The sequence below is a fragment of the Deinococcus sp. LM3 genome (assembly GCF_002017875.1).
Taxonomy (GTDB): Bacteria; Deinococcota; Deinococci; order Deinococcales; family Deinococcaceae; genus Deinococcus.
Window position 1 is genome coordinate 2,081,754 of sequence record NZ_MUFV01000001.1, and the last position, 16,617, is coordinate 2,098,370.

Annotated in this window: 15 protein-coding genes; 9 read left to right on the top strand and 6 right to left on the bottom strand. The window is 68.7% G+C overall.

The features are described 5' to 3' along the window. The first annotated feature begins 46 nt into the window (after nt 1-46). The 3 genes from BXU09_RS09820 to BXU09_RS09830 all read left to right on the top strand — a co-directional run bounded on the left by BXU09_RS09820 (nt 47) and on the right by BXU09_RS09830 (nt 3,008). Entirely contained in the window at nt 47-826 is a 780-nt protein-coding gene (locus BXU09_RS09820) for a nitroreductase family protein (protein ID WP_078304920.1), read from the top strand. Between the two features lie 110 nt (nt 827-936). Then, nucleotides 937-1,833, top strand: a complete 897-nt coding sequence (locus BXU09_RS09825) for an aldo/keto reductase (RefSeq protein ID WP_078302133.1) — start codon at nt 937-939, stop codon at nt 1,831-1,833. Between the two features lie 110 nt (nt 1,834-1,943). Continuing rightward, nucleotides 1,944-3,008: a 3-oxoacyl-[acyl-carrier-protein] synthase III C-terminal domain-containing protein gene (locus BXU09_RS09830; protein WP_078302134.1), complete on the top strand. Its 1,065-nt coding sequence runs from the start codon at nt 1,944-1,946 to the stop codon at nt 3,006-3,008. 195 nt (nt 3,009-3,203) lie between these two features. Here BXU09_RS09830 and BXU09_RS09835 read toward each other — a convergent pair whose 3' ends face one another. The 4 genes from BXU09_RS09835 to BXU09_RS09850 form a co-directional block, all read right to left on the bottom strand. Beyond that, nucleotides 3,204-3,533 (bottom strand): hypothetical protein, encoded by a 330-nt coding sequence (locus BXU09_RS09835; RefSeq protein ID WP_078302136.1) that lies wholly within the window; start codon nt 3,531-3,533, stop codon nt 3,204-3,206. Nucleotides 3,534-3,662: 129 nt separating this feature from the next. After that, nucleotides 3,663-5,594 (bottom strand): cation-translocating P-type ATPase, encoded by a 1,932-nt coding sequence (locus BXU09_RS09840; RefSeq protein WP_078302138.1) that lies wholly within the window; start codon nt 5,592-5,594, stop codon nt 3,663-3,665. A 375-nt stretch (nt 5,595-5,969) separates the two neighbouring features. Beyond that, nucleotides 5,970-6,752, bottom strand: coding sequence for a DUF664 domain-containing protein (locus tag BXU09_RS09845; RefSeq protein ID WP_078302140.1), 783 nt, complete (start codon nt 6,750-6,752; stop codon nt 5,970-5,972). A 169-nt stretch (nt 6,753-6,921) separates the two neighbouring features. Next, nucleotides 6,922-7,761, bottom strand: a complete 840-nt coding sequence (locus BXU09_RS09850; RefSeq protein ID WP_078302142.1) for a hypothetical protein — start codon at nt 7,759-7,761, stop codon at nt 6,922-6,924. Between the two features lie 197 nt (nt 7,762-7,958). On the opposite strand from BXU09_RS09850, the gene acnA reads away from it, so the two are divergent. Beyond that, nucleotides 7,959-10,670 (top strand): aconitate hydratase AcnA, encoded by a 2,712-nt coding sequence (acnA, locus tag BXU09_RS09855; RefSeq protein WP_078302144.1) that lies wholly within the window; start codon nt 7,959-7,961, stop codon nt 10,668-10,670. 78 nt (nt 10,671-10,748) lie between these two features. On the opposite strand, the gene BXU09_RS09860 is transcribed toward acnA, so the two are convergent. After that, nucleotides 10,749-11,330: a Uma2 family endonuclease gene (locus BXU09_RS09860; protein WP_168174582.1), complete on the bottom strand. Its 582-nt coding sequence runs from the start codon at nt 11,328-11,330 to the stop codon at nt 10,749-10,751. Nucleotides 11,331-11,475: 145 nt separating this feature from the next. Between BXU09_RS09860 and BXU09_RS09865 the strand changes: the two genes are divergently transcribed. Together BXU09_RS09865 and BXU09_RS09870 are read left to right on the top strand one after the other, a co-directional pair. Further along, entirely contained in the window at nt 11,476-11,715 is a 240-nt protein-coding gene (locus BXU09_RS09865) for an HNH endonuclease (protein ID WP_346417559.1), read from the top strand. Between the two features lie 227 nt (nt 11,716-11,942). Beyond that, entirely contained in the window at nt 11,943-13,145 is a 1,203-nt protein-coding gene (locus BXU09_RS09870; RefSeq protein WP_240501148.1) for a S8 family serine peptidase, read from the top strand. A gap of 67 nt (nt 13,146-13,212) precedes the next feature. Here BXU09_RS09870 and BXU09_RS09875 read toward each other — a convergent pair whose 3' ends face one another. Continuing rightward, nucleotides 13,213-14,433: a type II secretion system F family protein gene (locus tag BXU09_RS09875; protein WP_078302150.1), complete on the bottom strand. Its 1,221-nt coding sequence runs from the start codon at nt 14,431-14,433 to the stop codon at nt 13,213-13,215. 89 nt (nt 14,434-14,522) lie between these two features. Here BXU09_RS09875 and BXU09_RS09880 point away from each other — a divergent pair, with 89 nt between their 5' ends. The 3 genes from BXU09_RS09880 (at nt 14,523) to BXU09_RS09890 (ending at nt 16,597) form a co-directional block, all read left to right on the top strand. Further along, nucleotides 14,523-15,152, top strand: a complete 630-nt coding sequence (locus BXU09_RS09880; protein WP_078304923.1) for an L-threonylcarbamoyladenylate synthase — start codon at nt 14,523-14,525, stop codon at nt 15,150-15,152. Further along, complete coding sequence (gene scpB / locus BXU09_RS09885) at nt 15,149-15,685, top strand: SMC-Scp complex subunit ScpB (protein WP_168174583.1); 537 nt, start codon at nt 15,149-15,151, stop codon at nt 15,683-15,685. Before BXU09_RS09880 ends, scpB begins: the two co-directional genes overlap by 4 nt. 150 nt (nt 15,686-15,835) lie before the next feature. Continuing rightward, nucleotides 15,836-16,597 carry a DUF4388 domain-containing protein gene (locus tag BXU09_RS09890; protein WP_078302152.1) on the top strand — a complete coding sequence of 254 codons (762 nt, stop codon included), beginning with the start codon at nt 15,836-15,838 and terminating at the stop codon, nt 16,595-16,597. Nucleotides 16,598-16,617 lie beyond the last annotated feature (20 nt).

Here is a 16,617-nt window from a genome sequence, read left to right on the forward strand (position 1 = left end):
GGCCCTGCAACGCCTGTCCGCGCCGGACGCCGCGCTGATTCGCGGGATGCTGGGCCGCCGCACCACGAACGGCCCCTTCCGCCCGGACCCGGTCAGCCGCGAGCACCAGCACGTCCTGATGCGCGCCGCGCAGGCCGCGCCCAGCCACTTCAACTCTCAGCCGTGGCGCTTCGTGCTGATCGAGAACCCCGATACCATCGCCCGCATCGCGCAGATCAGCGGCGAGAGCATGACCGAACTGATCGAGGCCGGCGTGTTCTTCGAACGCTACCGCCGCTACTTCCGCTTCAGTGAAGCCGAGATGAACGAGCGGCGCGACGGCATTCACATCGACCACCTGCCCGGCCCGCTGCGGCCCTTCACGCGCCAGATCTTCAGTGACGCGGGCCTGAAACTCATGCGGCAACTCGGCGTGCCGAGAAAACTCGGCGAGGACAACCGCCGCCTCGTGGCAGGCAGTCCGCTGCTGCTGGCGGCGCTGCTGGACCGTGAGGAGTACCGCCCCGGCGAACTGAGCGGCTTCTACAGCGTGTTCGGGCTGGGCGCCGCCGTCGAGAACATCTGGAACGCCGTGGGTGCGCTGGGCATGGGTATTCAGTTCGTCAGCACGCCCATGGAGATCCCCCGGCAGTGGCAGGCGATCGGGGAGCTGCTGCGCGTGCCGCCGGACCTGGAACTGATGGCCGTGTACCGCCTGGGGTACCTGCCGCCCGAGCAGGCGCGGCCCAGCATCGACTGGAGCAGCCGCCACCGCAAACGCCTGTCGCAGTTCGTGTCCCGCGACACCTGCGACGTGCCGGAACCGGACGACGCCGCCACCACCTGAACCGGGCGTGCCGCGACGGACATGTGCCGGAATCCTTCATGATCTCTTAGCGTGACTGCCACACGGGGTCCCGACGGGCGGCGCAGAATGCCTCCCTGGAGGGCATCACCATGACTGAACCCACACCAAGCGCCGCCCCGAGCGGCACCTTCAGGATCGGCGGCGACATCAGCGTCAACCGCCTCGGCTTCGGCGCGATGCGCGTCACGGGCGAGGGTGTCTGGGGCGACCCGGCCGACCGTGAGGGCGCGCTGGCCACCCTGCGCCGCCTGCCGGAACTCGGCGTGAACCTGATCGACACGGCCGACAGTTACGGCCCGGCCGTCAGTGAGGAACTGATCCGCGAGGCGCTGCACCCCTACGACACGGTCGTGATCGCCACCAAGGGCGGCCTGACCCGCACCGGCCCGAACGTGTGGCCGCCCGTGGGCCGCCCCGAGTACCTCAAACAGCAGGCGCACCTGTCGCGCCGCCGCCTGGGCGTGGACCGCATCGACCTGTGGCAGCTGCACCGCATCGACCCGAAAGTGCCGCGCGACGAGCAGTTCGCGGCCATCAAGGAACTGATGGACGAGGGCGTCATCCGGCATGCCGGACTGTCCGAGGTCACGGTCGAGGAGATCGAGGCGGCCCGCCGGGTGTTCCCGGTGGCGACCGTGCAGAACCTGTACAACCTCGTGAACCGCAAGAGCGAGGACGTGCTGGACTACTGCGAACGCGAGAACATCGGCTTCATGCCCTGGTTCCCGCTGGCCGCCGGCAGTCTGGCCCGCGACGGCAGCGTGCTGGCCGACGTGGCGGCCCGCCTCGGCGCCAGCCCCTCGCAGGTGGCGCTGGCCTGGGTGCTGCGCCGCAGCCCCGTGATGCTGCCCATTCCCGGCACCGGCAAGGTCCGTCACCTCGAGGAGAACGTGGCGGCTGCCGCCCTGAACCTGACCGACGAGGACTTCCGCGCGCTCGACGAGGTCGGGAAGCAGGAGTGGGCCAGTCAGTCCAGACCCGACTGAAGCCAGACCCGGCCGGACACGGGATCTCTGAAGGTCCGGCCAAGCCTGCCGGGAGCCGGAAGGGGGAAGGCGCACGGTCTGTCGGCGCGTGGGCACGGCAGAATGCCCGCATGTCCGTTCCTGCCCTTCCGGCCCTCCGTTCCCTGGTGACGGGCACGCCGCCGCACCTGACCGCGCAGTCCGACGTGCAGGCGGCGGCCCGCACCCTCTTTCCCCGCATGGCGGCCCGACCGGGCCTGCTGGAGGTGTTCGGGAACGCGCAGATCGACTCGCGGGCGCTGGCGCGGCCGCTGGAGTGGTACCTGACGCCCAGGGGGTTCGGGGAGAAGAACGCCGTCTTCATCGAGGAGGCCCGCGCCCTGACCCGGCGGCTGGCGGCGCAGGCCCTCGCAGAGGCGCAGCTGGCCCCGCAGGACGTGGACGCCGTGGTGGTCGTGAACACCAGCGGTCTGAGCACCCCCAGCCTGGACGCGGACCTGATCGGCGCGCTCGGCCTGAACCGTCACGCGGCCCGCGTGCCCATCTGGGGGCTGGGTTGCGCGGGCGGCGCGGCCGGACTGGCCCGCGCGGCCGATCTGGTGCGTGCGGGGTTCCGGCGGGTGCTGTTCGTGGCGGTGGAACTGTGCAGCCTGACGCTGGTGCGGGGTGACGAGTCCAGCAGCAACTTCGTGGGCACGGCCCTGTTCGCGGATGGCGGCGCCGCCCTGGTCCTGACCGCCCCGGACGTGCCCGGCCCGCCTGCGCTGGCGCACCTGCACGGCGCGTACTCCACCCTGATCGAGGACAGTGAGGACATCATGGGCTGGGACGTGGTCGACGACGGCCTGAAGGTCCGGTTCAGCCGCGACATTCCGGCGCTGGTGCGCGGCATGATGCACGGCAATGTCGAGGACGCCCTGGCCGCGCACGGCTGGAGCCGCGAGGACGTGGGGACGTTCGTGGTGCATCCGGGCGGCGTGAAGGTCCTGGCCGCCTACGAGGAGGCGCTGTCGCTCCCGGCCGGGGCGCTGGACTCCAGCCGCCGCGTGCTGCGGCAGTACGGGAACATGAGCAGCGTGACCGTGCTGTTCGTGCTGGCCGAAGCCATGCGGGCCGCGCCACAGGGCCGCGCCCTGCTGAGCGCCATGGGGCCGGGCTTCAGCGCCGAACACGTCCTGCTGAGCTTCCCGGAGTGACGGATCAGCGGGGCCGCCCTCCACCGGAGAACGGCCCCGCGAGTGCGTCTTTGGGCGGGTCATACGGATTCCGTCTGTTTCGCTGACAGATCGGAACACCACCGATCTGCCAGCTCCACGCCCGGAACCCGTTTTTCTCCTACTCGCTTCGCTCGGATTGAATGGGCTGCAAAGACCATTCAATCGGAGTCCGTATCAGCTGCCTTCGTTGCCGTCCACGGTCCTGTCCGGGTTGGTGGCGGCGCCGCTGGCGGGCAGGCCATCCTGGTAGCCGCCGTACGTGCTGGGGTTGGCGTCCTGGCCGGTGTTGTCGGCGGCGCGGGGGTCGGTGGTGCTGCTGACCTGCCCGGCCGGCGAGGTGCTGTCGCCGGCGCCCGCGTTCGCGTCGCTGACGCCCGTGTACTGGCCCTCGGTTGCGGCGTCACCGGCGTTCTTGGGCGTGCCGGTGTTCCACTGCGCCGTGTCGTTGATGGTCTCCTGCGAGACGTTGGCGTTCGCCTGACCGTTCGGGTTGCCTTCTCCCATGTCGTGCCTCCTGGTGCCCGCTGCCGGGCGCTGTGCGTGTGATGCCTTCCAGGGTACGGCGCGCGTCCGGGCAGCCGGGTGGGCGAGGCTTCACGCGCCCTTGGGACCTGCCCGCTGACCCGCTGGCCCTTACAGCCGGCGGCCCAGCAGGCGCAGACCCATGAACACCACGAACACCGTGCCGCCCTCGTGCGCGATGACGCCCAGCGGGAGCGGCACCTTCCCGGCCACCGCGAGCGGCGCGACGATCAGGATCACGCCGAACGCGAACAGCAGGTTCGTGATCACGGTGCGCCGCGCGTCACGGGCCAGTCGCACCGCGCCGGCCAGTTTGCCCAGGTCGCTGCGCATCAGGACCACGTCGGCGCTCTCGATGGCGACGTCGGTACCCGACGCGACCGCGATGCCCAGGTCCGCGCGGGCCAGGGCGGGCGCGTCGTTCACGCCGTCCCCGACCATGGCGACCAGCCCCGCGCCGGGATGCGCGCCGAGTTCCCCGATGATGCGCAGTTTGTCCTCGGGCAGCAGTTCGGCGCGGAATTCCGTCAGGCCCAGTTCGGCGGCGACAGTCTGCGCGACCTCCTGGCGGTCGCCGGTGAGCATGACGGGATGCGTGACGCCGCTGGCACGCAGTTCCGTCAGGGCCTGGGCAATGCCGGGGCGCAGGGCGTCGGCCACGCCCATCACGCCCAGCACCTGCGCGCCTCGCCCGACGATCACGCTGGAGCTGCCGCGCTCGCCCAGGCGGGTCAGGGCGGCGTGCTGCGCGGCGGTCAGGGCCGCGCCGTTGCGCTCCGCGAGGCGCACGTTCCCGGCCCAGACGGTCAGGCCGTCCGCGCCGCGCGCCTCGATGCCGTGACCGGGCACGGCCTGCGCGTCCTGCACGGGGGTTGGGGTCACGCCGCGCTCCCGCGCGGCGGTCACGATGGCCTGCGCGATGGGATGCTCGCTGTGCGCTTCCAGACCGGCGGCCAGCGCCAGCGCGGCGTGACCGTCGTCTGCGATGACGTCGCCCAGGGTCATCCGGGCCTGCGTGAGCGTGCCGGTCTTGTCGAAGGCGACGGTACGCACGCCCGCCAGGGCTTCCACGGCGGCGCTGCTCTTGAACAGCACGCCCCCACGCGCGGCGGCGGCCATGGCCGAGAGCATCACGGCCGGGGTGCTGATCACGACCGCGCAGGGACTGGCGACCACCATGAACGTCATGGCGCGGTACCACGCGTCGTCCACGTTCAGGCCGAACCCGAATCTCAGCAGGGCGTACACGGCGGGTACGGCCAGCAGGACCGTCATGGCGTAGGGGCTCTCCCAGCGTTCGGTCAGGCTCTCGGTGCGGCTCTTCTGCGTCTGCGCCTGTTCCATCAGCGTGACCAGCCGCGCCAGGGTGCTCTCGCCGGCGGGGCGCAGCACCTCGGCCTGCACGCTGCCGTTCAGGTTCACGGTCCCCGAGGCGAGTTCCGCGCCCGGCACCTTGTCGACCGGGACGCTCTCGCCCGTGATGGGGCTCTCGTCCACGCTGGTCTGACCCCGGATCACGCGGGCGTCGGCGGCCACCCGCTCGCCGGGCCGCACGACCAGCACGTCCCCGATGCGGATTTCGCCCAGTTCGCACCACTTCTCCTGCCCGCCGCGCAGCACGGTCGCGCCCTCGGGATTCAGGTTCATGAGGGCCTGGACGGCGCTGGAGGTGCGGCCCATCGCCCAGTCCTGCAGGGTGTTGCTGAGGCTGAACAGAAACAGCAGGATCGCGCCGTCCGCCGCCTGCCCGATGCTGGCCGCGCCCAGAGCCGCGAGGACCATCAGCAGGTCCACGTCGAGTTTGTGTTCCACGAACAGCGAGTGCAGGGCGGCGCGGCCGGCGGGAATGCCGCCCGCCAGGAACGCCAGCGTGTACCCGGCCCACATCAGGGGCGGCGAGGCCAGCAGGTACTCGCCGGCCGCGCCGAGCAGCAGGCCGGCCAGGGTCAGGGCCGTCAGGGCGACCGCGAGGCGCAGTTCGCGTGAGAGGGTGAAACGGGGCGCGGCACGCTCCGGGGTGGGAGTGAGGGTCTGGCTGGTCACGGGTGAGCCTCCGGGGGTGGGGGAGAGGGACGGTCCTTCTTAATAGGAAGGATTCTCAATAAGCTCGATTGTACTCCTCTTCCCCTGCTAACTCAACGCAGAACACCCAGCGGAATGCTCGGGTATCGCCCGACAGAACGTCTCTTGAAAGTCCCGCCCCCGGAACCCGTGTAGGTCCGCTTGGCCAGTCCGTCCGGGTTCCCCATTCAGCGCGAGACTCATACGGACTCCGATTGAATGGCTTGTCAAGCCGCTGGGTCCGAGCGGATGTGACTCGTAGAGCTGCCCCGCAGAGTGGGAGCCAAGCGGGTTCCGGACGTGGAGTTGGCAATCCGGCGCCCTTCCGGAATGTCAGCGAAACAGACGGAATCCGTATCAGCCGGGCCGCGCCACCCGCGTCACGGTCAGGTCCAGCTCCCCGGAGGCCCGGCGCACGCGGTAGGTGCTGCTGACGCCCGGCGCGGCGCCCAGCCGCAGCTCGTGGAACAGGGTGTCGCGCACATCCGCCCCGTCAATGGCGACGATCTCATCTCCGCCGCGCAGGCCTGCCTGTTCGGCCGGGCTGCCCTTATGCACCATGCGGCAGCGCACGCCGCGCCCGTCCCGCAGCGGTTCCAGCCACGCGCCGATGGTACCCAGCCCCTGCAACCCCGGCTGGTGCCGCCGCAACAGGCGCAGTTGCCCCCGGTGGTTAATCTCGTCCTCGAACACGTGGAACCACATGAAGTGCCGGTTGCCCGTGTCCCCCCACAGCGGCAGCGGTTCGTCCAGCCACGCGTCGTCCCGCGCGGCGAGCAGGGCCAGCGTCCCGGCGCGCACCTGGGCCAGTGCCTCCAGGTAGTGCCGCAGGGGCCGCCCCCGGATCTCGGCGCGGCCCTGCTGGCCGAGGTTCAGGCCCGGCCAGTGGTGGGCTTCCAGCGCGCCGTCCGGGTCCGGGTGCCCGTCGCTGATGAGCTGATAGATGCGTTCCACGGCCGCCATGTGGGCCAGCAGCATTCCGGCGCTGTTGGCGTGCCCGTCCGGGATCAGGTCCAGTTCCTCTGGCGTCCAGCCCTGCACGGCCTCCAGGGTCGTCTCGCGCGTGTACGTCATCATGCCGACCAGTCGGGCGATCATGGGCGTGAAACCGGGCTGGTCGGACAGCAGGGTGGAAGGCATGCCCGCAGCATACGGGCCGCCTCCGCGCGGCGTTATACGGATTCCGTTTGTTTCGCTGACAATCCGGAACTTCACCGGATTGTCAGCTCCACGTCCGGAACCCGTTTCTCTCCTACTCGCATCCGCTCGGATTGAAGGGTCTTTGCAGCCCCTTCAATCGGAGTCCGTATTACTTCAGTTCAGCGGCGAGGTTCAGCACGGCTTTTTTCAGGGTGACGGCGCCGCCCCCGGCGGAGAGGACCTCGCCGGTGCTGCCGTCCACGATGCGGGCGACGGCGCGGGCGGCGCCGCTGCCGTCGGGTTCCACGGTGATCTCCAGCCGCTGCCCGTGCCCGAGGTTCTGCGCGGCGGTGTTCAGGACCCAGTCGGCCCAGTTGATCTTCTCGGCCTGCGGGGCGTTCGCTTTTGCCTCCTGCTTCTCGCGGTACGCCTGGGTTTTCTGGTCCACGTGCGTGCGGACCACCTCGAAGCGCTCCGGGGTGCTCAGGGTGCCCATGGGGACCTCGTCGCCGCTGTCCGGGTGGTGGACCAGCGTGTCGTCGTGCAGTTTCTTCACGACGCCCGCCATGATGCGGACCTCGGCGGCCGGCACGTCCCAGGGCAGGTCCTCGTCACTGTCGGCCGGGGCGGGGGCGGCCTGCTCGACCAGTCGGGCGATCACGCGCTGCTGTTCGGGTTCGAGGTCGGTGATGACCTTCGCGGCGGCGCGGTACGAGCGGGCCTGCGCCTCGTTCTTCGGCTGGATGCCCAGCGGTTCCAGCACCCTGGCCACGTCCGCCGCGTCGATCAGGCGACCGGCCTGCGGGGCGGTGAATCCCCAGCGGTCTTGCAGGTAGGCCTCGAAGGAGTCGTGCGTGGCGAGGAAGAATTCGTTGTCGCGGATTTCGGACAGCGCCTGCCCGGTGCGGCGGAAGTCACGCAGGCCGTCGCGGACGGTCTGTTCCAGGGAGGTCAGGCGGGCGCGCTGGTGCGGTTGAAGCTGGGCGGGCGGGTGGGTAGGGTCGCTCATGCAGGGGAACCTCGCAGGGAAGAGAATGCCCGTGAACGATACCAGAGCCGTCCCCCCCCGGACGCCTCCTGCCCAGAGCTGTTGTCCCTACAGGGGTAACGACTCTGGAAGTCGCGTGCCTGCCCCGGTAACGCCCACTCAGACACCCTTCACGTATGATGGAAGTACCGCCCGGAAACGGGCAAGGAGGAACACACATGGCGATGAACCTGTTCGGCGCGCGCGACACGCTCACCACGCAAAGCGGCCAGAAACTCTACTACTACAACCTCAACAAACTCCAGGAGCAGGGCCATGACATCAGCCGCCTGCCGGTCAGCATCAAGGTGCTGCTCGAAAGCGTGCTGCGCGAGGCGAACGACTACGACGTGCGCCGCGAGGACGTCGCCACCGTCGCCGGGTGGAAACCCGTCAACGAGGAAGTCGAGATTCCCTTCAAGCCCGCCCGCGTGATCCTCCAGGACTTCACCGGCGTGCCCGCCGTCGTCGACCTCGCCGCCATGCGCTCCGCCATGGTCAAACTCGGCGGCGACCCCAGCAAGATCAACCCGCTGATCCCCGTGGACCTCGTCATCGACCACTCCGTGCAGGTCGACGAGTTCGGCACCGACTTCGCGCTCGCCAACAACATGGCCCTCGAATTCGAACGCAACCGCGAACGCTACGAGTTCCTGCGCTGGGGCCAGCAGGCCTTCGACAACTTCGGCGTCGTGCCCCCCGCCTCGGGGATCGTGCACCAGGTCAACTTGGAGTACCTCGCCAAGGGCGTCCAGAGCCGCCCCGAGGACGACGGCGTCGTCGTGTACCCCGACAGCCTCGTCGGCACCGATTCTCATACCACCATGATCAACGGCCTGGGCATCGTCGGCTGGGGCGTCGGCGGCATCGAGGCCGAGGCCGTCATGCTCGGCCAGCCCATCTACATGCTGATGCCCGAAGTCATCGGCTTCAAGATCACGGGCGCCATGCCCGAAGGTGCGACCGCCACCGACCTCGCGCTGCGCGTCACCGAGATGCTGCGCGCCAAAGGTGTGGTCGGCAAGTTCGTCGAGTTCTACGGCGCGGGCCTGAGCAACATGACCCTCCCCGACCGCGCCACCATCGCCAACATGGCCCCCGAGTACGGCGCCACCATGGGCTTCTTCCCCGTCGACGACGAGGCGCTGCGCTACCTGCGCCGCACCGGCCGCCTCGAAACCGAGATCGAACTGGTCGAGGCGTACTACAAGGCCCAGGGCATGTACCGCACCGACGACACCGTCGATCCCGTCTTCACCGACACCATCGAACTCGACCTGGGCACCATCGTCCCCAGCCTCGCTGGCCCCAAACGCCCCCAGGACCGCGTGGACCTGACCGGCATGCACACCGTGTTCAACGAGGCCCTCACCGCGCCCGTCAAGGCCCGCGGCTTCGAACTGCCCGCCGATAAACTGGACGCGCAGGGCACCATCACCGGCACCGACATCAAGATCGGGCACGGCGCCGTGACGCTCGCCAGCATCACCAGCTGCACCAACACCAGCAACCCCAGCGTCCTGATCGCCGCCGGCCTCGTCGCCAAGAAAGCCGTCGAGCTGGGCCTGGACAGCAAACCCTGGGTCAAGACCAGCCTCGCCCCCGGCAGCCGCGTGGTCACCGAGTACCTCGAGGCTGCCGGCCTCCAGACGTACCTCGACCAGATCGGCTTCAACACCGTCGGTTACGGCTGCATGACCTGCATCGGCAACAGCGGCCCGCTGCCCGAACCCACCGTGGACGCCATCAACGAAGGTGACCTCGTCGTCGCCAGCGTGCTGAGCGGCAACCGCAACTTCGAAGGCCGCGTCAACCCGCACATCAAGGCCAACTACCTCGCCAGCCCGCCCCTGGTCGTCGCGTACGCCCTGGCCGGCACGGTCGTCAACGACATCGTCAACGACCCCATCGGCACCAGCAAGGACGGCCAGCCCGTTTACCTGCGCGACATCTGGCCCACCGCCGCTGAAATCCAGACCGTCATGGACAGCGCCATCAACGCCGACATGTTCCGCAAGGTCTACGACGGCATCGAGAAGAGCAACCAGGACTGGAACGCCATCCCCGTCGCCGAGGGCGCCCTGTACGACTGGAAGGAAGACAGCACCTACATCCAGAACCCCCCCTTCTTCGACAACCTCGCCGGCGGCCCCAGCGACATCGTGTCCATCGAAGGCGCCCGCGCCCTCGTGAAAGTCGGCGACTCCGTCACCACCGACCACATCAGCCCCGCCGGCAGCTTCAAGAGCGACACCCCCGCCGGGAAGTTCCTCACCGAACGCGGCATCCTGCCCAAAGACTTCAACAGCTACGGCAGCCGCCGCGGCAACGACCGCATCATGACGCGCGGCACGTTCGCCAACATCCGCCTCAAGAACCAGCTCGCCCCCGGCACCGAAGGCGGCTTCACCACCGACTACACCACCGGACAGGTCAGCTCCATCTACGACGCCAGCGTCAACTACAAGGCCAGCAACATCCCCCTCGTCATCTTCGCCGGTAAGGACTACGGCATGGGCAGCAGCCGCGACTGGGCCGCCAAAGGCACCTTCCTGCTCGGCGTGAAAGCCGTCATCGCCGAAAGCTTCGAGCGCATCCACCGCAGCAACCTGGTCGGCATGGGCGTCCTGCCCCTCCAGTACAAGAACGGCGAAAGCGCCGACACCCTGGGCATCACCGGCGAAGAAACCTTCGACGTCATCCTCCCCGGCGACCTCAAACCCCGCCAGGACGTCAACGTGAAGATCACCGCCAAGGACGGCAGCACCCGCACCATCACCGTCCAGTGCCGCATCGACACCCCCGTCGAAATCGACTACTACAAGAACGGCGGCATCCTCCAGACCGTGCTCCGCGGCATCCTCGCCAAGAGCAACGAAGTCAAAGCCTAAGCCTGACCTTCTGACGTGAACGAGCCTCGCCCGGGAAACTGGGCGGGGCTCACGCTATGGCGAGGCAGTGGCCCGGCGTTACAGGGCCGTCCCGTCGTACATCTCGTCCAGTGCAACGCTGATGTTCACGCACGGCAGCGTCAGCGCCCCCGCTCCTTCCACGTAGTCTTCGCTCCAGCTGTTGCCGGTGCGGGTGTAGAGGCGGGCGGCGCGGGTGCCGGTATCCACCAACAGGTACCCCTGGAGGCTGGGGAGTTGCTGGTACGCCCAGAGTTTCTCGCGGCGGTCGATGTCCTGGGTGCTGTCGCTGAGAATCTCGACGATCAGGCACGGGGCGTTCGTGTAGCGGGCGTCGTCCGGCATGTCCTCGCAGGTGATCAGGAGATCCGGGTAGTAGTAGCGGGTGCCGTGGGTGGGGATGCGGACGCGCATGTCGCTGGCGTACACGCGGCACCCCAGGCGCCGCGCGGGGGCGTGCAGGGCGGCGACGAGGTTCGTGGCGACCGTGCCGTGTCGGCTGGTCGCTCCGGCCTGCGCGGTGGGGGCGTCGGCGGGAAGGGTGTACACGAAGCCGTCCACGTACTCGCGGCGGTGGGAGCTGCTCGGTTCGCTGCTCAGGTATTCGGCCTCGCTGAGTTTCTTCAGGGGCGAACTGGTCATGCGTTCAGTGTACCGGGCGGGTGTCCTGCCCGCGCTATGGTGTGCGGATATGGGTCGTAAGGATCGGGAGCAGGCGAGTTGGGTTGAAGACACCCAGGTGCAGAAACTGGAGGAGTGCGTGCTGTGCGGGCGTGAAGCTCCGAGCATGACGGACCATCACTTGGTGCCCAAGTCGCAGGGGCGGCGGCAGGGCGTGAAGCTGGGCGAGATCCCGACCGTGAAGATGTGCGCGGCCTGCCAGGGCTTCCTGAGCAAGACGTTCAGTAACGCGCAGCTAGCCAATGAACTGAATACCGTCGAGGCGATCCGCGAGCGGGAAGAAGTGCAGAAGTTCGTGAAGTGGGTGCAGAAGCAGCCGCTGACGAAGGGTGTGCGCGTTCACTGATCCGGTTAGGTGACTGCCGGGGTGAAGTTCAGGGTTGATGGAGGCTGTTCAGACCCGCGTCAGGCCGGGGGTTTATACGCTGGGGTATGCGTCTGCCTGTGCCCTTGCTGTTTGCCCTGAGCGCCTCGCTGCTGCTGTCGGCCTGCGGAGGGGGCGGTAGTTCCACCCCGAACCCCGCACCACCTGATGCTGGTCCCATCTGTACGCAGGCGGTAGCATCCTCGCCCGTGCAGCTACAGTCCGTTCCGGCGGCAGCGGTGGGCGCGCCGGACTGGAGTGCGCCGCGCGTGCCGGGGCGGGTGCTGCTGCTGGGCGCAGATTCCCTGGCGGTGCAGTCCGTGACGACCCTGTCGGGCGTGGTGACGCAGGCGGTCACGGACGGCGTGCGACTGGCCTTCACGCCCGCCGGTACGGATGACCGTGCGTTCGCCGTGACGTTGCAGCAGGCCGGACTGCGTGCCCAGCCGGACTTCCTGTACGCGCCACTGGCGAACCCGAACGATCCGGGTGTGCCGGGGAACGCGGGCGTCCCGATCAGCGGGGCCGGGACGTTCACGCAGTCGTACCTGACGCGCGTGCGTGCCCCGCAGGCGTGGACGTTCCTGCAGGGCTGCGGCAAGACGCCGGTTGCCGCGAAGACCGCCATCCTGGACTCGAAAGTCGAGGCGGGTCACCCGGACCTGACGGGCCGCGTGGCCGGCAGCGCGTCGTTCCTCAGCCCGGACTCGGGCGGGTCGGATACCAGCACCGGGCACGGAACGGCGTCGGCGGGACTGGTGGGTGCCGCCACGAACAACGGGCGCGGCGTGGCAGGTGTCACCTGGAGCGGCCCGCTGCTGGCCGTGGAAGTGCTGGGCGCGGCGGGCGGTAGCACCAGCGATCTGGCGCGCGGCCTGAACGAATCGGTGCGGCAGGGCGCGAAGGTCATCAACATGAGCCTCGGACTGGCTGGCGATCCTGGAGACGCCGTGCTGGCCCAGGCCCTCACGGACGCCGCGAGGAGCGCCGTGCTGGTCGCCGCTGCCGGGAATACGGCCGGGGACGGCGTGTACTACCCGGCCAGCCACCCGGACGTGATCGCTGTGGGTGCCGTCGCGCAGAACGACGGTCAACTCGCCTGTTACAGCGCCCGCCCCAGCGCCGCCCGGCCCCGCCCCCTGAACATCGTCGCGCCGGGCGGCGCCGGCAACTGCCCCGGAGCCACGAACGCCGCGCAGATGCTGATCCTCGCGCCTGGCGGCGGGTACACCCTGGGCGCAGGAACCAGTTTCGCCGCGCCCCTCGTCAGTGGCGTGGCCGCCCTGATGCGCGCCGCGAACCCCGCCCTGAGTGCCGCCGACACGAAGGCCCGGCTGCTGGCCAGCGTGAACGGCGCGGCCGGGCAACCCCTGCTGGACGCGAACGCCGCCGTGCGAGCCGCCACCCGCTGAACTACACAGAGCCAACGTGAAGGGGGCCGGTGCATTATGCTCACCGGCCCCTTGACACCGAAGGTCGTTACTGGCTGAGCTGCCCGATGATGGCGAACATCGGGAGGAACATCCCGGCCACGATCACCCCGACGATCCCACCCAGGAACACGATCATCAGCGGTTCGATAGCGGCCGTCATGCTGTCCACGGCCTCGTCCACCTCGCGGTCGTAGAAGTCCCCGACCTTCCCGAGCATGTTGTCTAGCGAACCGGTTTCCTCACCGATGGAGATCATGCTGACCACCATGGGCGGGAAGACCTTGCTGGTCGCGAGGCTGGAACTCATCTGCTCGCCGACCATGACGACGTTCTTGGCGTTCTCGATGCTTTCCTCGACGATGGCATTGTTCGCGGTGCCCTTGGTGATCTCCAGGCTCTCGATAATGTTCACGCCGCTGCTGATCAGCAGCCCAAACGTGCGCGCGAATGACGCGATCGCGCTCTTCTGTACGAGATTCCCGAAGACTGGAATCCTGAGTTTGATGTCATCGATGATCATCCGGCCCTTGGGGGTCTTGTAGTACCAGCGGTAGATGTACGTGATGGCCGCAACGATCGCGACGATAATCAGAGTCGAATTCTGTAGGAAGTCGGACACGGCCATCAGTACCCGGGTGATCAGCGGCAGGGGGGCGTTGAGTTGCGAGAGGATGTTCGCGAACTGCGGCACGATGGTGGTGAGCAGGAAGTACGTGATCAGGATCGCGAAGACCAGCACCACGACCGGGTAGGTCAGGGCGCTTTTCAGCTTTCCGCGCAGCGCGAGGTCCTTTTCCTGAAAGGCAGCGATGCGCTCCAGGACCGAATCCAGAGTGCCGCTGGTCTCGCCGGCGCGCACGAGGTTCACGTACAGGCGGTTGAAGATCTTCGGGTACTTGACGATGGTGTCGCTCAGGGGCGTGCCGGACTCGACGTCGGTACGCATGTTCTTCACGACGTTCTGGAAGCCCTTGTGGTCAATCTGCTTCTGCAGGATCGCCAGCGACTGCACCAGTGGCACCCCGGCGTTGATCAGCGTGGCCAGCTGTTTACTGAAGATGGCCACCTGTTTGAGGTTCGGGGGGCGGTTATCCAGGAAGGGGATCTTGATGTCGGCGTTCAGGCCCGATTTGGGGGCCTTGATCTCGACGATCATCAGGTTCTTGGCGCGCAGGGCGTCCCGGACCTGGTTGGCCGTCTCGGCTTCCATCTGGGATTTCAGCACCTTGCCGGAGCGGTCACGCACTCGGTATTCGAAGACGGGCATACCGGATCAGTATAGTCTGATGGTCTTGCGCTGACCTTACAGCTTCGGGTGTGTTCCGGGCAGGCGGGCAGTGGCAGGGAGAACCGATCATGAACGACGAGAAGAACGCACACGGGCACGCCGGGCCGGACTGGCACGAGCAGGTGGAACGGGCGGCCGCGCGACTCCTGGCGGGCGGCGTGGTCGCGTACCCCAGCGAGACGGTCTGGGGACTGGCGGCGCACCCGGATCACCCGGCCGCCATCCGCCGCCTGTACGACCTGAAAGGACGCGACGCGCAGAAGCCCGTGCAGGTGTCCTGCCTGGACCGCGCGGCGGCCCAGCGCCTGATCCTGCCGCAGCCGGCGCTGGCACGGCTGGAGCGGTTCTGGCCCGGTCCGCTGACGGTCGTCACGCCGGCCCGGCCCGACTGCCCGGAGGACCTCGCGCCGGGCGGCCGGGTCGGGATCCGCCTGCCGGACCACCCGGTGGCACTGGCACTGCTGGAGCGGGTGGGTGGCCTCCTGGCGACGACCAGTTGCAACCGCAGCGGCCAGCCGGCCGCGCTGACCTTCGAGCAGGCGCGGGACCTGGGGTTGGGGGATCAGGTTCTGCCGGACGGTGGGTACCCGGCGCTGGGCGTGCCGAGCACCGTGCTGCTGCTGCCCGAAGGGCTGATCCTGCGGGCCGGGGCGGTCAGCGAGGCGCAGGTCCGGGCCGCCCTGACGGAATCCGCGTGACCGGCGCGCCGTCCCTGGGCGCCCTGATCGGCGCCTCACTGCTGGCGGCCGGGCGGCCGGTGCAGGTGCGGGAACTCGCGGCGGTGCTGGGCGTGCCGGAGGACGCGGCGCTGCGGGAGATGCAGGCGTTCACGGCGCGGCTGCAGGCGGCCGACCTGGGGTTCGCGGTCGAGGCGGTCGCGGGCGGGTACCGGCTGGTGGTGCCGTCCACGCTGTCCGGGCACCTGGCCCCGCTACTGGCCCCGCCGCCCCTGCCGCCCCTGAGCAGCGCGGCGCTGGAGGTCCTGGCGGTCATCGCCTACCGGCAACCCGTCACGCGCGCGGAAATCGAGGCGATGCGTGGCGGGAGCGCCGGGACGGTCGTGACCCTGCAGGAGCGTGAACTCGTGAAGGTCGTGGGCCGTTCGGACGCCGTGGGCGGGCCGCTGCTGTACGGCACCACGGAACGGTTCCTGCTGGACTTCGGCCTGACCAGCCTGGAGGACCTGCCGCCGCTGGAGAACGCGAACTTCTCGCACCTGCTTCGCAGCTGACCGTGCAGCTGACTGTGCAGCTGAACATGGTGGGTGAGTGGGACGCCACCGGAAAGCCACTTGTCCGGGCGGGACAGATGAGCGAACATGAGTGCAGGGGCGCGCGGCGCCGCGACGGGAGGACGTGATCACTCTGAACGCCACGCACGCATGACCAGATCCACCTCCAGCCTCGACACCTTCGACTTTCTGGAACTGCTGTACCTGCTGACCGAGCAGGGCCGGACCGGCGTGCTGTACGTCTTCCGGCCAGACGGGCAGTTTCAGGCGTGGCTGGAAGCCGGGCGGGTCCGGCACCTGCAGTTCGGCCAGGACGACGGCGTGCAGGCACTCGTCCGGCTGATGCTGGACCCCAAGGGCCGCTTCCACTTCGATGAGGGCGTCACGCACGGCAACCCCCGCCTGGACAGCACCCTCGACGAGGTGACCCTGGAAGCGCTGGAAGCCATGCCCTTCCAGGAGCTGCCGTTCGACGGTCCGGCGCGCGTCACGTCGCCGCAGCGGGTGGGCCGCATGCGCTGGAGCCTCAAGGAACTCGATGTCCTCAAGCAGATCGACGCGCAGAAACCCGTCTCGGAACTCGCGCAGGACCCCGAAGCGAAACGCATGCTGCTCAAACTGTTCCGCATCGGCCTGATCGTGCCGCGCAAGACCCGCGTGGCCCGCCTGACCGTCACCATCACCCGGCAGGTGCAGGGCGTGGCGCTGGTCGACGAACTGATCTTCAGACGCTGGAAGGAAGACATCGTGCGCCACCCGCAACTCGTGGCCCTGAAAGCCGACGACGGACAGGTGTACACCCTGCCCGTCCGCATGTCCGCCAACCTGACCAACCAGATCATGATTCCCGCCGACCTGCTGGTGCGCACCACCCTGCGTGCCGGCGACAGCGTCCTGGCCAAACCCGTCTGACGGACGGCGCCCGACCCGGC

Coding starts and splice junctions, on each gene's coding strand:
- BXU09_RS09820 (WP_078304920.1), top strand. CDS start 47: ATGCTGGGCCGCCGCACCACGAACGGCCCCTTCCGCCCGGACCCGGTC.
- BXU09_RS09825 (WP_078302133.1), top strand. CDS start 937: ATGACTGAACCCACACCAAGCGCCGCCCCGAGCGGCACCTTCAGGATC.
- BXU09_RS09830 (WP_078302134.1), top strand. CDS start 1,944: ATGTCCGTTCCTGCCCTTCCGGCCCTCCGTTCCCTGGTGACGGGCACG.
- BXU09_RS09835 (WP_078302136.1), bottom strand. CDS start 3,533: ATGGGAGAAGGCAACCCGAACGGTCAGGCGAACGCCAACGTCTCGCAG.
- BXU09_RS09845 (WP_078302140.1), bottom strand. CDS start 6,752: ATGCCTTCCACCCTGCTGTCCGACCAGCCCGGTTTCACGCCCATGATC.
- BXU09_RS09850 (WP_078302142.1), bottom strand. CDS start 7,761: ATGAGCGACCCTACCCACCCGCCCGCCCAGCTTCAACCGCACCAGCGC.
- acnA (WP_078302144.1), top strand. CDS start 7,959: ATGGCGATGAACCTGTTCGGCGCGCGCGACACGCTCACCACGCAAAGC.
- BXU09_RS09860 (WP_168174582.1), bottom strand. CDS start 11,330: ATGACCAGTTCGCCCCTGAAGAAACTCAGCGAGGCCGAATACCTGAGC.
- BXU09_RS09865 (WP_346417559.1), top strand. CDS start 11,476: ATGACGGACCATCACTTGGTGCCCAAGTCGCAGGGGCGGCGGCAGGGC.
- BXU09_RS09875 (WP_078302150.1), bottom strand. CDS start 14,433: ATGCCCGTCTTCGAATACCGAGTGCGTGACCGCTCCGGCAAGGTGCTG.
- BXU09_RS09880 (WP_078304923.1), top strand. CDS start 14,523: ATGAACGACGAGAAGAACGCACACGGGCACGCCGGGCCGGACTGGCAC.
- BXU09_RS09890 (WP_078302152.1), top strand. CDS start 15,836: ATGACCAGATCCACCTCCAGCCTCGACACCTTCGACTTTCTGGAACTG.